Here is a 14,182-nt window from a genome sequence, read left to right as displayed (position 1 = left end):
CGCGGGAACAGCCCCTCACCGGTTACCGGTTGGGCAGGATCGTCCCCAACGAGGAGGTGCCGCCGTGGTGCAGGACACCCGCGCTCTCACCCTGACGTTCGAGGTGAGCGGCCTGCCACCGGTCAAGACCGAAGCGCTGTCCATCTTCGCCGCCGGGCATCGGCAGGCGACGAGGGTACGCGCCCTGTTGCAGGCCGCCTGCGCGGCCGCGCAGGAGACCGGCTGGACGCCACTGTCCGGCCCGATCGAGATCGACCTGACCCTGCGCTGCCCGCCCGGGCACCGCACCTCCGACGCCAGCACGCTGCTGGGTGGGGTGTGCGCGGTGCTTCAGGACAAGAAGCGGGTGTCCAGCATCGGGCTGGCCCACCTCGGCGTGCTTGTCGACGTCGCACTCTACGACGACGACAAGCAGATCCGCCGGCTGTCGTACCTGGAGCAGCCAGCCGAGGACTTCTCGTACCAGGTACGCGTCGCCGCCGTACCGGACGGGGTTTGACCGACGGCAGCGGTGGGGTACCGCAGCCGCCGACGAAGGGAGCGCCATGTCGGAGCCACACGTCACGCTGGATCCACACGACCCGGTGCAGGAGAAGCTGCGCGGGCCGCTGGAGGAGCAGCTGACCTCTGCCCTGCAGGTGGCCGCCGACCGGGTGCGCGACAGCTACGCCGGTGAGCCGGTGGAGCAGGTCTGCCAGCGGCTGCTCGACGAGACCCGCGCCGGCCTGCACCCCGACATCGCGGCCGGTTTCGAGCCCGACATGGACGAGTTGTGCCGGGTGGCGGTCGCCATCGTCCGCGGCGAGATCACCTGACGGACGCCCCACCGCTCGGCCGTGCCGACCCCACCGGGTCAGGACTGGACCCACCCGCTCCGGTCCTGACCCGGCCAGGCATGGTCGGGGCGCCCCGCTGCCCGCCGGCTCGGCGATGTTCAGAAGTGGCGTAGCAGGTCCGGGAAGGCGTTCAGGTGCAGCACGCCGGCGTCCGCCGGATCCAGCTCGTCATGCTCCAGTACCCAGGTGTTGGCGTTCGGGATGAACACCGCGTTCCAGCCTGCGGCCCGGGCGGGCAGGATGTCCGAGCGTGGCGAGTTGCCGATCATCCAGGCGCTGCCCGGGTCCACGGCGTGCTGCCCGGCCAGCCACCGGTAGGTCTCGACGTTCTTCTCCGGCACGATGTGCGCGGCCGTGAAGTGGTGCAGCAACCCGCAGGCGTCCAGCTTGCGCTGCTGCTCCTCGCGCTCGCCCTTGGTCAGCAGCAGCAGCTCGTGCCGGCCGGCCAACTCGTCGAGGGCGTCGGCCACCCCCGGCATCAGCTCGACCTGATGCGCCACCAGGGCCATCGCCAGATCGTCGATCTCCCGACGCTCCGCCTCGGTCGGTCGCTGGCGCAGTCGTTCCAGGCACTCGCGCAGGCTGCGCAGGAAGACCTTGCTGCCGTACCCGTGGGTGACGGCGTTGGCCCGCTCGATGTCGTCGAGCACCGCTCGCAGCTGTGTCCGGTCGAGGGTGGGATGGTCCAGCCACTTCAGGAAGTCGTCGATCACCCGCTCGAACACGACGTTGTTCTCCCAGAGGGTGTCGTCGGCGTCGAAGACCAGCACCCGGCCCGGCTCGATGGCTGCCTCACGCGTCACCTCGCGGACTCTAGGCGAACCGGCACACCCCCGACGACCGGATAACCGGGAGACCCGTCCCTGATCGTCTGCATTCCAGTGACCGTCGGGTCGGCGTGTCGGGTCAATGGAATGCAGACGATCGTCGGCTCAGGCCGGGGTGTAGACCACCCGCGAGCGGATCCGGCGGAAGCCGGTCCGCTCCAGCTCCGCCACCACCTTCACCCGGTGCGCGTCCACGTCGGCGACCACCTCGTACGCCCCGCCGCCGGCCAACGCCGCGACCGCGTCGGCCAGCAGCTCACCCAACACCGACTCGTCCAGCAGGCCGAGGTAGGCGATCATCGGGAAGCAGGCGTCGGCCGTCGGCCCTGCCAGCCCCACCGGTTCGTCGCCGTGCAGTGCGATGCGCCAGTTTCCAGGCGGCGTACCGGTCAACCAGGCCATTGGATTGCGGGCCAGGTCCACGCCGGCGACCGCCCGGGCGGTCTCGGCACCGGTCAGCACGACCGGCTCGGCGATACGGGCCACCAAGGCGTTGATCTCCGCAGCGTCGGCGGCGGGGCGGAAGGAGAACCGGCCGGACGGCGCCGGCAACGGCCCACCCGCCCAACTGAACCTGATCCGCTCTCCCCGCTCGACAAGTCCCGCGAGCCGGGCCGCCGCCATCATCGCCTCGGCGACGGAGCGCACCTCGGGTTGCCGACGCCAGTACGCCGGCAGCGCGGCGTAATACACCTTCGGACCGCCCAGCGCGGCGTGTGCGGTACGCAGCAACGCAGCGCCCACGGCGCTTGCGGCTTCGGTGGCGGGTGCGAGGTCCAGGTCGAACCGTTCCAGCCACGGTTCGCCGACGGAACCGGGTAGCAGCAACCACGCGGCGCGACCCACCACCCGGTCGGTGCGCAGGGCGACCCAGGTGTGCTCCGGCCGGTAGCCGCCACCGGCGATCCCGTCGGCGTAGCTGATCTGTCGCAGTTGCGGCAGCGGGTCGGTCATCGAGTCGAACAGTTCCTCCTCGCCCGCGACGAGCGGGCGGATGACCAGATCGGTCATGGCAGATCCTCCGGGACAGCGACGCCCCGGGTCAGATCCGCGTGGACGCCGGGCCGCGGACGGGGCGCAGAACATCGGACATTGTTCTGACCTCCCCTCCACTCGATCGGCGTGCCAGCCAACCTACGCCCCCACCCCACCCCCCGCAACCACCCCAACCCTTCCCGGTTGATCAAGAAGTTTTCGTCGTCCACGCCCGCGAAATCCGACGCAAACTTCTTGATCACCGGGACGAGGGGCGGGGGGTGAAGAGGTTCTGGCTGAGTAGGTGTTCGCGGTGGTCCTGGGTTTCCGGGCGCAGTCGGCCGCCGCGGGTGAGCATCACCATGCCGTGCAGCAGGCTCCAGCCCAGCTCGGCGAGGATGTCGGCGTCGCGGCCGGCGGCCAACGGCGTGAGCGCGGTGCGCAGCTCGGCGAAGGTGGCCGCGACAGTCTCGGGAACCTGCTCCGCACCGAGGGTCAGCTCCGGCGTGTGGGCGAACATCGCGTCGTAGACCTCGGGATTGGCGTACGCGAAGTCCAGGTAGGCCGCCATCACCGCCGGCCAGACCTCCACCGGGCGATCGACAGACATGCGTGCCCCGGTCAGGGCGGCGGCCAGGTCGGCGAAGCCGCGCACCGCGACGGCGGCCACCACCGCGTCCCGGTCGGCGAAGCGCTGGTAAAGGGCACCGAGGTCGACGTCGGCGCGTTCGGCGAGCCGGCGGGTGGTCACCGCGGCCAGGCCCTCGGCCTCAGCCAGCTGCCAGGCGGTGGTGACGATAGCGTCGCCGTCCCGCCCGGTGCCTGGTTCGTCTGCTCCGGACACGCCGCCGATGCTAGCCCGCGTAACGCAGGGTCACCCGGTCACGACGGATTGGCGACTGTAGACGGCAGCCCGGTCAGCGGCGCAGGGTGAGGATGAGGTCGGCGACCAGGGCGGTCCAGCCCGTCTGGTGCCAGGCCCCCAGGCCGGCGCCATTGTCGCCGTGGAAGTACTCCGGAAACGCGATCAGGTCACGCCAGTCCGGGTGGGTCTGGAACAACTGCGCCGCGCCGTAGATCGGCCGGCGGCCCCAGCCGTCGCGGGTGAACAGCGCGATCAGCCGGGCCGACAGGTCGTCGGCGATCTCGTCGAGGGTCTTCTTCACCCCGGAACGGGTCGGATACTCCACCTGGAGGTCGTCGCCGAAGAACGCGGCGTAGTCCCGCAACGCGCTGATCAACAGGAAGTTGGTAGGCATCCAGATCGGACCGCGCCAGTTGGAGTTGCCGCCGAACAGGCCGCTCGTCGACTCGGCGGGCTCGTAGCCTACGCAGAACTCCTGCCCGCCCAGGGTCACCGCGAACGGCTTGTCCAGGTGGGCGCGGGACAGCGTACGCAGCCCGTACTCGGAGAGGAACTCGTCGGTGTCCAACATCCGGGCGAGCAGCCGCACCACCTGCTCCGGGCCGCACATGGACAGCAACCGTTGCTGCCGTCCGTCCGGTCCGAGCCGCCGCGCGCCGACCACCGCGGCGTACTCGGGTCGGTTGGTGAGGAACCAGCGCAGCCGGGCACCCAGTTCGGGCAGCCGGTGCAGGGTCCGCGCGGTCAGTCGGGTCACCGCGGCCAACGGCAGCAGGCCCACCACCGAACGCACCTTCAACGGCACCTTCGTGCCGTCGGCCAACCGCAGCACGTCGTAGAAGAACGCGTCCTCGTCGTCCCAGAGTCCCTGGTCGTACGCGGCCGCCGCGATGTAGGCGAAGTGTTCGAAGAACTTCGTCGCGGTGTCCACCCAGGTCCGGTCGTGCTCGGCCAACACGATGGCGATGTCCAGCAGGTTGAGCGCGTACATCGCCATCCAGCCGGTGCCGTCGGACTGCTCCAGCACCCCGGCCACCGGCAGCGCCGCCGACCTGTCGAACGGGCCGACGTTGTCCAACCCGAGGAACCCGCCCTCGAAGACGTTGTTGCCGCCGGTGTCCTTGCGGTTGACCCACCAGGTGAAGTTCATCAGCAGCTTGTGCATCATCCGGGCCAGGAAGTCGTGGTCCCGGCTGCCGTCGATCTCGAACACCTTCAACGCCGCCCAGGCGTGCACCGGCGGGTTCACGTCGCCGAAGGCCCACTCGTACGCCGGGATCTGCCCGTTGGGGTGCAGGTACCACTCCCGCAGCAGGAGCAGCAGTTGCTCCTTGGCGAAGCCGGGGTCGACCCGGGCGATGCTCACGCAGTGGAAGGCCAGGTCCCAGGCGGCATACCACGGGTACTCCCACGGATCCGGCATGGAGATCACGTCGAAGCTGGTCATGTGCCACCAGTGGCTGTTGCGCCCGTGCCGGCGACCGGCCGGCGGGTTCGAGCCGGGGTCGCCCTCCAACCACCGTTTGACGTCGAAGTGGTAGAACTGCTTGCCCCACATCAGCCCGGCGATGGCCTGCCGGGCGATCAACGCCTCGTCGGCGCTGGCCTTGGCCGGGATGACCGTGTCGAAGAACCGGTTCGCCTCGGCGCGACGGGCCCACACCGCCGCGTCGAAGCCGTCGCCCAGGTCGGCCGGCGGTGGCTCGCCACCGCCGGGCGGCGGGGCCGTACGGGTCAGCCGCAGCCGGATCCGCCGCTGCTCGCCGGCCGGCACGTCCAGCACGTAGTGCAGCGCTCCCTTGGTGCCCTCCGACTGCGGGTTGACCGTCTCCGCACCGTCGACCACATGGTCGTTGATGCCGTCCTTCGGGTACGGGGTACGACTCGGCAGCCCCCACAGCCGCTCGGCGTTTGTGTCGTTGTCGCAGAGCAGCGGCGTCGGGTCGCCGTCGCCTTCGAGCACGACCTGACCCAGCACCCAGTGCTCACCGACCAACCGCCGCCCGGACCCGACGATCCGGGGCACCCGGTCACCGCCGGGCAGCCCCCACGCCCAGGTGTTGCGGAACCACAGATGCGGCAGCACGTGCAGCCGGTCGGCTTCCTCGCCACGGTTGGCCACGGTCACCACGATGCACATGTCGGTCGGTCCGGCCTTGGCGTAGTCGACGGTCACCGCCCAGTACCTGTCGTCGTCGAAGATGCCGGTGTCGACAAGCTCGTACTCCGTGTCGTCCCGGCCCCGCAGGCCATTGACCGCGACCAGTTCGTCGTAGGGGAAGGCGGCCTGCGGGTAGTGGTACCGCCACCGCATCCAGGAGTGGGTGGGGGTGGAATCCTCGTACCACCAGTACTCCTTGGCGTCCTCGCCGTGGTTGCCGCCGTCCCCACCGAGGCCGAACATCCGCTCCTTGATGATCGGATCGCGTCCGTTCCACAACGCGAGAGCGAAACAGAACGTCTGCCGGTCGTCACACACGCCCGCCATGCCGTCCTCGGACCACCGGTAGGCTCGGGACCGCGCATGGTCATGGGGAAAGTAGTCCCAGGCCGTGCCGTGCTCGCTGTAGTCCTCCCGTACCGTCCCCCACGCCCGCTCGGACAGATAGGGACCCCATGCGCGCCAGTCCTGCTCCCCGGCATCGGCCTGGGCGAGCCGGATCCGCTCGACGTCGGGGGCGGAGGGCGAACCGTCAGTGATCACCTGAACATCTTCGACGCCGCCGGGGTACTGCACCACAGCGGCCATTGTCGTCGTGTCGTGTTACACCTCGCCGCCGTGGAGGAAAGTTGATCGAAATTCGCTACGGTTCGCAGGTCTGCGGCGAGCTGACCAGCGCCGCCAGCCGTGAATGGCTGGTACCCGACGGCCTCGGCGGGTACGCCATGGGCACCGTCGGCGGGTTGCGCACCCGCCGATACCACGGGCTGCTGGTGGTTCCGGGCGAAACGCCGGCCTCCCGAAAGGTGGGACTGGTAAGCCTCGATCCGGCGGTGCTGCTGCCCTCCGGTGCCCGGGTGCGCCTCGGCGCGCACGAGTGGGTCTCCGGCGATGTGGACCCGCGCGGCTTCGAGCTGCTGGAACGCTTCGACCTGACCGACGGGCTGCCGCGCTGGGGGTGGCGCATCGGCGACGTGGTGATCGAGCGGGAGCTGGCCATGCTGCCCGGCCGCTCCTGCGTGGCGGTGGTGCACCGGCTGGTCAGCGGCGGCCCGGTCGAGCTGGAACTGGCCGCCGCCTGCACCTGGCGGGACACGCACGGCGAGCGGCGCGGCGACGGACCACCGCTGCGGATGGACCCGGTCGACGGCGGCGCGGTGATCGAGGAGGCGTACCGGCTGTCCGGGCCCGGCTGGTCACCGCAGGGCCACTGGTGGCGGGGGGTGTACCACCGTGAGGAGGCGGCGCGCGGCCTGCACCCGGAGGAGGACCTGTGGTACGCGGGCCAGTTCCGCGACACCCTGCACCGCCCCGGGGACACGCTCTCGGTGCTGGCCTGGGCGACGGACCTGGAGCAGGAACCACCGCCGGGACCGCAGGTGGTGGCGTCGGCGCGGCAACGCAACCGGCAGGTGGTCGCGGCGGCCCGGCCTGCCGACGCGGTCGAGGCGACCCTGGCGCTCGCCGCCGACGCGTTCGTCGTGCGGACCGCCACCGGTCCGGACGTGGTGGCCGGCTATCCGTGGTTCGGCGCCTGGTCGCGGGACACGATGATCTCGTACGAGGGGCTCTTCCTGCGTACCGGTCGGGCCGACCTGGGCCGTGAGCTGCTGCGCTCGTACGCGGCGACGCTGTCGGAGGGGATGCTGGCCAACACCGCCGACACCGGGCGGGTCGAGTACAACACCGTCGACGGCACGTTGTGGTTCCTGCACGCGGTCAGCCGGCACGTCACCGTCACCGGTGACACCGACCTCGGCGACGACCTGCTGCCGGCGTTGCGCGCGGTGATCGACGCCCACGTGGCCGGCACCCGGTACGGCATCGCCGTCGATCCGACCGACGGGCTGCTCGCCTGCGGTGCCCCTGGTGCCGCGCTGACCTGGATGGACGCCCGGGTGTACGGGGTGCCGGTCACCCCGCGTCACGGCAAGCCGGTGGAGGTCAACGCCCTGTGGGTCAACGGGGTGGCCGGGGTCGCCGAGCTGGCCGAACTGGCCGGGCAGGACGCCGAGGGGCTGCACCGGCTGCACGAGCGGGCGGTCGAGGCGTTCCGGAAGCGGTTTCCCACCCCGGCCGGCTGGCTGCACGACGTGGTCGACGCGCCCGCACCCGCGTACCCGCTCGGTGGCGCGACCCACCACGACGACGACCTGCTGCGTCCCAACCAGCTGCTGGCCTGGTCGTTGCCGTTCGCGCCGATGGAGCCGGATGCCGAGGCGCTGGGCCACCTCGGGGCGGGGCTGCTCACTCCGCTTGGCCCGCGCAGCCTCTCCCCCGACTGTCCCGGCTTCCTGGGCCGGCACCGGGGCGGGCCGGCCGAGCGGGACACCGCGTACCACCAGGGCACGGTCTGGCCGTGGCTGATCGGTCCGTACGCCGACGCCGTCCGGCGGGCCGGTCTGCCGGTCGACGACCTGTTCACCGGTCTGGAGGCGCACCTGAGCGAATACGGCCTCGGCTCGGTCAGCGAGACGGCCGACGGTACGGCCCCGCACACCGCCACCGGTTGTCCCTTCCAGGCATGGTCGGTGGCGGAACTGCTGCGCGTCCGCCGGTAGCGCTTTACACCCCCGCAACGGTTATGTCTCCGCTGGTTAGCCAGGTGCGACCAGGATTGGTCCCGATCCGGCCGCAACGCGAACGCCACCCGTCAGGGGGCTTCCCAGGGGTGCGCGGAGACAAGTCAAAGGGGGCGCGTATGTCACCGAACGCCGACGTGATCGACATCAACCCCGCACGCTCGCAGCGGGTGCTGATGCTGTCGTGGGAGTACCCACCCGTTCTCGTCGGCGGTCTCGGCCGACACGTGCACGCCCTGTCGGTGGCGCTGGCCGCCGCCGGTCACCAGGTCACCGTCGTCACCCGCCACACCGACGGCGCGCCCCTTGAGGAATACGTCGACGGCGTACGCGTCATCCGCGCCGCCGAGGATCCCGTCGCCTTCCCCCTCGCCACCAACTCCCTGCTGGCCTGGACCATGGCCTTCAACCACACCCTCACCCGTGCCGCCCTGCACGCCACCAGCACCGGTCAGTACGACGTCATCCACGCCCACGACTGGCTCGTCGCCCACACCGCCATCACCCTGCGCGACCACCTCCGCCTCCCCCTCGTCACCACCATCCACGCCACCGAAGCCGGCCGGCACCAGGGCTGGCTACCCGAAGACATGAACCGCACCATCCACGGCGTCGAGCACTGGCTGAGCAACGCCTCGAACCGGGTCATCGCCTGCTCGGGCTACATGCGCGAACAGGTCACCAGGCTGTTCGGCACCCCCGGACACCGCGTCGACGTGGTGCCCAACGGGGTCGACGACCGGGCCTGGCGGGCCCGGCCCCGCGCGGTCGCCTCGGCCCGGGCCCGCTTCGCCGGGGACGGGCCGCTGGTCGGGTACGCCGGCCGCCTGGTCTACGAGAAGGGCGTGCAACACCTGGTCGACGCCGTGCCGAAGCTACGGGCGCGGCATCCCGGGCTGCGGGTGCTGATCGCCGGAGACGGCCCCTACCGGGGCGAGCTGGAGGACCGGACCCACCAGCTCGGGCTCGCCGGCACCGTCCGCTTCACAGGTTTCCTCGACAACACCCAGCTGCCGGCGGTGCTCGGCGCCACCGACGCGACGGTGGTGCCCAGCCTCTACGAACCTTTCGGCATGGTGGCGCTGGAGGCCGCCGCAGCCGGAGCGCCACTGGCCGTGGCCCGCACCGGCGGACTCGCCGAGATCGTCGAACCGGGCGTCACCGGCGTCACCTTCCCGCACAGCGACCCGTCGGCGCTGGCCGGCGCCGTCGGGCAGCTGCTCGGCGACGAGGTCTTCGCCCGCCGCGTCGCTCGCCAGGCACGCAGCATGGTCGGCCGGCGCTACGCCTGGGCCACCATCGCCGACCGCACCGCCGACACGTACGCCGCGGCCCGCCGCGAGCACACCGCGCCGCAACCCCGGCGCGTCGCCGCCGAGCTGCCCACACGCCGGCAGACGATCGCCATCCCGGACGGCAACCTCCTCGCGGTGGGAGGTGCCGCCTCCTGAGTGGACCTGTCGGATAGGTGATTCCCGATCCGCTGGCTAGGGTCGGAGTCAACGTGCTCGATTGTGCCGAGGACGTCGACCAGACCCTGGGGATGTACGCCGGACCGTGGCGGATGGGAGAGATGTGCGAGCGGTGATCGCCGGCCGGTACCGGTTGCTCGATCTGGTCGGGCGCGGCGGGATGGGGACGGTGTGGCGGGCCGAGGACGAGCTGCTGCACCGCCAGGTGGCGATCAAGCAGGTGGTGCTGCCGGCCTGGCTCGGCGGTGACGAGCTGGACCAGTCGCGGGCCCGCACGCTACGTGAGGCGCGGACCGCGGCGCGGCTGAACCACCCCAACGTGGTCCGCGTCTACGACGTGGTCTCCGAGGCCGACGAGCCGTGGATCGTGATGGAGTACGTGCCGTCGCGCACCCTCCAGGATCTCCTCGACGCGGACGGGCCGCTGTCGCCGCAGCGGACCGCTCGGATCGGTCTGGCGCTGCTGGACGCGCTGCGGGCGGCGCACGACGCCGGGGTGGTGCACCGCGACGTCAAGCCGGCGAACGTCCTCGTCGCCGACGACGGCCGGGTGCTGCTGACCGACTTCGGGTTGGCCGTGTTCGACGGTGGCGATCAGACGATGACCGGTCCCGGCACCATCCTGGGCTCGCCCCAGTACGTCGCGCCGGAGCGGGCCGCCGAAGGGGTGTCCAGTGAACGCGCCGACCTCTGGTCGCTCGGCGCCACGCTGCACGCCGCCGTCGAGGGCCGTGCCCCGTACGCCCGCAGCACCGCCATGGCGACGCTGAGCGCGCTGGCCTCCGCACCACCGGACCCGGCACCGCACGCCGGCCCGCTGTCGGCGGTGCTGGCCGGGCTGCTGCGCCGCGACCCGGCGCACCGCACCGACCACGCCGAAACACGCCGCCGCCTGCTGGCCGCCACCGGCCCCGACCCGACCGACGAACCCGACAGGTCCGGTGAGGACACCGCTCCGCTGCCCACGACCGGAGGGTCTCCCGCGTCTATCGGGGCCGCTGACGCTCCGGCGATGACCGCCGGCTCGCCCCGCAGGGAGCCGAACCGGCGCCCGGGCGCCGACGAGGCCACCCGGCCGTCAGCCGGGCACGACCCGGATCAGACCGGCGGGGACGGCCCGGGCCGGACCGGCGGGTCACCGCCACCGACCGTGCCCGCCAGCACCCCGGCGGCGACGCCGGGAACCGGGCAGCGCCGGGAGCCGGTGGCCCGGTCCTGGGCACTGGCGGGGGTCGCCGTGCTGGTCGCCATGGCGGCCGGGATCGGCACCGCACTCACTGTGGTCGGCACCGGCGCGGACCAACCCGGCCCGGCGACGCAGAGCCCACAGTCGTACGACGTGGGCGCGCCGGGGCCCGGCGGCCCGTTACCGCGCGACGGGCGGCGCCCGCCCGGCCCGCCGCCGGGCGGGCTCGTCCCCCCGCCGCTGCCCTGCGTACGGCCGTGGGTCGACGGTGCCTCGCTGCGCACCGCAGCGCCCCGACCCGGCGACGGTTTCCGGCCGCCCGCCGGGTGGGTGTGGCATGCCGATGCCGGCGGCTTCCGGGTGGCGTTGCCGGCCGACTGGCGGCACTCCCGCGACAACGACGTGGCCTGCTTCCAGGATCCGGCCACCGGTCGCGCGTTCACCGTCGCGGACAGCGCCGACGTCACCACCGAACCGGCCGCCCGGCTCCGGGCGGTGCGGGACCGGGAACTGGCCGACGGCACCCTGCCCGGCTACCAGGAGTTCCGCCTCGGCCGGGTCGGCGACGCCGTCGAGTGGGAGTTCGGGTGGTTGACGCCGCACGGTGACCGGCTGCGCGCCACGCAGATCGTGCCGGATCCGACGCGGGGCCACTCCTGGACGTTGGGTTGGATCACACGCGAACATGACTGGGCGGCTGCGGCGAGCGACCTGGCGACCGTCCGGCTCAGCTTCCGTCCCTGAGAATGGGTTCGCGGGACGCGGTTAGTCTCGGACCGTGGAACCGGACCGGCACGACGACACCGACCAGCTGCGAGTCTCCGACCGGGAACGGGAGGAGGTCGTGGAGCTGCTCGGCAAGGCCACGGCCGAGGGCCGGCTGACCCTCGACGAGTACTCCGAGCGGGCCGGTGCGGCCCACGCCGCACAGACCCGCGGCGAGCTGGCCCGGGTGACCAGGGATCTGCCGGACGTGGCGGCCCGACCCGCCACCGGCGCGCTCGCCCCGGCGACGGAGAAACTGCTGGCCGTCTTCGGTAACGAGGTACGCAAGGGCGCGTGGCCGGCACCGGAGCGCATCGAGGCCCGAGCGGTCTTCGGCGACTGCCGGATCGAGCTGCACGAGGCCCGGCTGCCCGGGCGGGTGACCCGGATCGACGCCGAGGCGATCTTCGGCAACGTCACGATCGTCGTGGCGGAGGGCACCGATGTCCGGCTCACCGGCAGCGCGATCTTCGGGAGCAAGCAGTCCAAGCTCAGTGGCCCTGTCGCGGCGGGCGCACCGGTGATTGAGGTGCACTGCCGGGCGATCTTCGGCGACGTGACCGTCCGCGCGCCGCGCAAGCGCTGGTGGTGACGCCGCCCGTCCCATCGCCGACAGATCGGGCCGACCGACCGTCACGCGCTGCCATACTTCCTGGTGGTCGGCCCGGCCCACCGACCACCTCCGATGGTTGTCCGAAGTGGACAACAAGGATGGTCCCCCTGCGGCGTCGCCGCGAACTACAGTGGCGTAGTTTTGGCGCTCAAGATCCCTGGGGAGGGCGAGCCGAGATGATGGGACCGTCGCACGCGCTGTCTGGCGCGGCGGTATGGCTGAGCGGGTCCTGGGCGCTACAGCACTTCTACGACTACGAGCAGTCGCCGTTGGCGTTGGCCGTCGGCACCGCCGTCTGCGCCGGTGGGGCTTTGCTGCCCGATCTCGATCTGTCCGGCAAGGTCACCCGCAACCAGGGCGGCGCGACCGTGGCCCGCACGTTCGGTGTCTTCTCGCTGTTCATCGCCGAGGTGGTGGAGAAGGTCTCGCTGGGCGTCTACTACGCCACCAAGCTCAGCCGCGATCCCAAGCGCAGCAACGGCCACCGGACGCTCACCCACACCATCCCGTTCACCGTGCTGGTGGGTTGGGGCACCACCACGCTCTGCGCGCGGTACGGCAAGTGGGCGGTCATCGGCATCCTGTTCTTCATGATCGGCCTCGCCCTGCGCGGCCTGTTCGACGAGTGGGCCGAGCGCGCGGGCTGGGTGATCGTCACCCTGGTCTCGGCCGGCGCGGCCACGTTCACCGCGGCGAACCTGCCCGGCGACCGGGGCTATCCGATGATCGGGCTGGCCGTCGGCGTGGGCAGTTTCGTGCATATCATCGGTGACATGATCACCAGAGCCGGCGTACCGATTCTCTGGCCGATTCCGATCAAACGCCGGATGTGGACACCGATCAGCCTGCCCGACAAGATCGCGCTGCGGGCCGGGGGCAAGACCGAGATCGTCGTGGTCCGCACCGCACTGACCATCGTGTCGGTGCTGGCCGCGGTCGGGCTGGTCGCTCCCTCGGTGCTCCAGAAGTTCAACCTCGACCTGTGAGTGTCGAGCCCGTCGACCCGGCGATCGTGGCCGCCGACGAGGCGGTGCCACGGTTCTGGCAGGGGCTCGGTCTGCCCGGTCTGGCCGACGTCCACGTGCATTTCCTGCCGCCGAGGCTGCGCCGCCGCGTGTGGGAGTACTTCGAGTCGGCCGGTCCGTTGGTGGGGTTGGAGTGGCCGATCCGGTACCGGTGGAGCGACGCGGAACGCGTCGATCACCTCCGTCGGCTGGGGGTACGGGCATTCAGCGCACTCGCGTACGCCCACCGGCCCGGCATGGCCGAGCAGCTGAACCAGTGGACGCTGGACTTCGCCCGCGACACCCCCGGATGCCTGCCGTCGGCCACCTTCTTCCCCGAGCCGACGGCGCCGCGCTACGTCGCCGAGGCGATCGACGCCGGCGCCCGGGTGTTCAAGGTGCATTTCCAGGTGGGTGGTTTCGCACCCACGGACCCGGCGTTGACGCCGGTGTGGGACCTGCTCAGCGCGGCCGACGTGCCGGTGGTCGTGCATGCCGGGCACGCGCCGGTGGGCACCGCGCACACCGGGCCGGAGCCGTTCGGAGCGCTGCTCGCCCGGCACCCGCGGCTGCCCGCGATCGTTGCCCACCTGGGTGCGCCCGACTATCCCGCCTTCCTGGATCTCGCCGAGCGGCACGAGCGGGTCCGGCTGGACACCACGATGGCTTTCACCCCGTTCCTCGATCAGCTCGTGCCCTTCCCGGCCGAGGAGTTGCCGCGCCTGCGCGAGCTGGGGCTGGCCGGGAAGGTGCTGCTGGGCAGCGACTTCCCCAACATCCCCTACCCCTACGCCGACCAGTTGACCGGTCTGGCCGGGCTCGACCTGGGTGACGACTGGCTGCGGATGGTCTGCTGGCAGGCCGCAACGGACCTCTTCGACCTGCCCGCAGGCTGA

Annotated in this window: 12 protein-coding genes; 8 read left to right on the top strand and 4 right to left on the bottom strand. The window is 71.7% G+C overall.

Going from position 1 to position 14,182, the window contains the following annotated elements; all coding sequences use genetic code 11:
* Positions 1-67 precede the first annotated feature (67 nt).
* Together Vse01_RS17700 and Vse01_RS17695 are read left to right on the top strand one after the other, a co-directional pair.
* Positions 68-499, top strand: a complete 432-nt coding sequence (locus Vse01_RS17700; RefSeq protein WP_093407610.1) for a RusA family crossover junction endodeoxyribonuclease — start codon at positions 68-70, stop codon at positions 497-499.
* Between the two features lie 46 nt (positions 500-545).
* Positions 546-815 (top strand): hypothetical protein, encoded by a 270-nt coding sequence (locus Vse01_RS17695; RefSeq protein ID WP_093407224.1) that lies wholly within the window; start codon positions 546-548, stop codon positions 813-815.
* Positions 816-934: 119 nt separating this feature from the next.
* On the opposite strand, the gene Vse01_RS17690 is transcribed toward Vse01_RS17695, so the two are convergent.
* The 4 genes from Vse01_RS17690 to Vse01_RS17675 form a co-directional block, all read right to left on the bottom strand.
* A complete protein-coding gene (locus tag Vse01_RS17690; protein ID WP_093407613.1) occupies positions 935-1,606 on the bottom strand; it encodes an HAD family hydrolase in 672 nt (223 codons plus the stop codon).
* A gap of 162 nt (positions 1,607-1,768) precedes the next feature.
* Positions 1,769-2,674 carry an acetyltransferase gene (locus tag Vse01_RS17685; protein WP_093407227.1) on the bottom strand — a complete coding sequence of 302 codons (906 nt, stop codon included), beginning with the start codon at positions 2,672-2,674 and terminating at the stop codon, positions 1,769-1,771.
* 223 nt (positions 2,675-2,897) lie between these two features.
* The gene (locus tag Vse01_RS17680; protein ID WP_093407229.1) at positions 2,898-3,482 is read right to left on the bottom strand and encodes a TetR/AcrR family transcriptional regulator; all 585 of its coding nucleotides are present in this window, start codon (positions 3,480-3,482) and stop codon (positions 2,898-2,900) included.
* A 73-nt stretch (positions 3,483-3,555) separates the two neighbouring features.
* A complete protein-coding gene (locus Vse01_RS17675) occupies positions 3,556-6,252 on the bottom strand; it encodes an MGH1-like glycoside hydrolase domain-containing protein (RefSeq protein WP_093407232.1) in 2,697 nt (898 codons plus the stop codon).
* Between the two features lie 41 nt (positions 6,253-6,293).
* Between Vse01_RS17675 and Vse01_RS17670 the strand changes: the two genes are divergently transcribed.
* The 6 genes from Vse01_RS17670 (at position 6,294) to Vse01_RS17645 (ending at position 14,182) form a co-directional block, all read left to right on the top strand.
* The gene (locus Vse01_RS17670; RefSeq protein WP_093407233.1) at positions 6,294-8,225 is read left to right on the top strand and encodes an amylo-alpha-1,6-glucosidase; all 1,932 of its coding nucleotides are present in this window, start codon (positions 6,294-6,296) and stop codon (positions 8,223-8,225) included.
* 140 nt (positions 8,226-8,365) lie between these two features.
* The gene (locus tag Vse01_RS17665) at positions 8,366-9,697 is read left to right on the top strand and encodes a glycosyltransferase family 4 protein (RefSeq protein WP_093407236.1); all 1,332 of its coding nucleotides are present in this window, start codon (positions 8,366-8,368) and stop codon (positions 9,695-9,697) included.
* 133 nt (positions 9,698-9,830) lie between these two features.
* Positions 9,831-11,648 carry a serine/threonine-protein kinase gene (locus Vse01_RS17660; RefSeq protein WP_232511326.1) on the top strand — a complete coding sequence of 606 codons (1,818 nt, stop codon included), beginning with the start codon at positions 9,831-9,833 and terminating at the stop codon, positions 11,646-11,648.
* Positions 11,649-11,682: 34 nt separating this feature from the next.
* The gene (locus Vse01_RS17655) at positions 11,683-12,261 is read left to right on the top strand and encodes a DUF1707 SHOCT-like domain-containing protein (RefSeq protein WP_093407238.1); all 579 of its coding nucleotides are present in this window, start codon (positions 11,683-11,685) and stop codon (positions 12,259-12,261) included.
* A 197-nt stretch (positions 12,262-12,458) separates the two neighbouring features.
* Positions 12,459-13,268: a metal-dependent hydrolase gene (locus tag Vse01_RS17650; protein WP_093407241.1), complete on the top strand. Its 810-nt coding sequence runs from the start codon at positions 12,459-12,461 to the stop codon at positions 13,266-13,268.
* Between the two features lie 23 nt (positions 13,269-13,291).
* The gene (locus tag Vse01_RS17645) at positions 13,292-14,182 is read left to right on the top strand and encodes an amidohydrolase family protein (protein WP_093407618.1); all 891 of its coding nucleotides are present in this window, start codon (positions 13,292-13,294) and stop codon (positions 14,180-14,182) included.

It is taken from the genome of Micromonospora sediminimaris (assembly GCF_016863575.1).
GTDB classification, from domain to species: Bacteria; Actinomycetota; Actinomycetes; order Mycobacteriales; family Micromonosporaceae; genus Micromonospora; species Micromonospora sediminimaris.
This window is presented reverse-complemented; position numbering and strand designations above follow the sequence as displayed.

Coding starts and splice junctions, on each gene's coding strand:
- Vse01_RS17685 (WP_093407227.1), bottom strand. CDS start 2,674: ATGACCGATCTGGTCATCCGCCCGCTCGTCGCGGGCGAGGAGGAACTG.
- Vse01_RS17650 (WP_093407241.1), top strand. CDS start 12,459: ATGATGGGACCGTCGCACGCGCTGTCTGGCGCGGCGGTATGGCTGAGC.
- Vse01_RS17675 (WP_093407232.1), bottom strand. CDS start 6,252: ATGGCCGCTGTGGTGCAGTACCCCGGCGGCGTCGAAGATGTTCAGGTG.
- Vse01_RS17665 (WP_093407236.1), top strand. CDS start 8,366: ATGTCACCGAACGCCGACGTGATCGACATCAACCCCGCACGCTCGCAG.
- Vse01_RS17695 (WP_093407224.1), top strand. CDS start 546: ATGTCGGAGCCACACGTCACGCTGGATCCACACGACCCGGTGCAGGAG.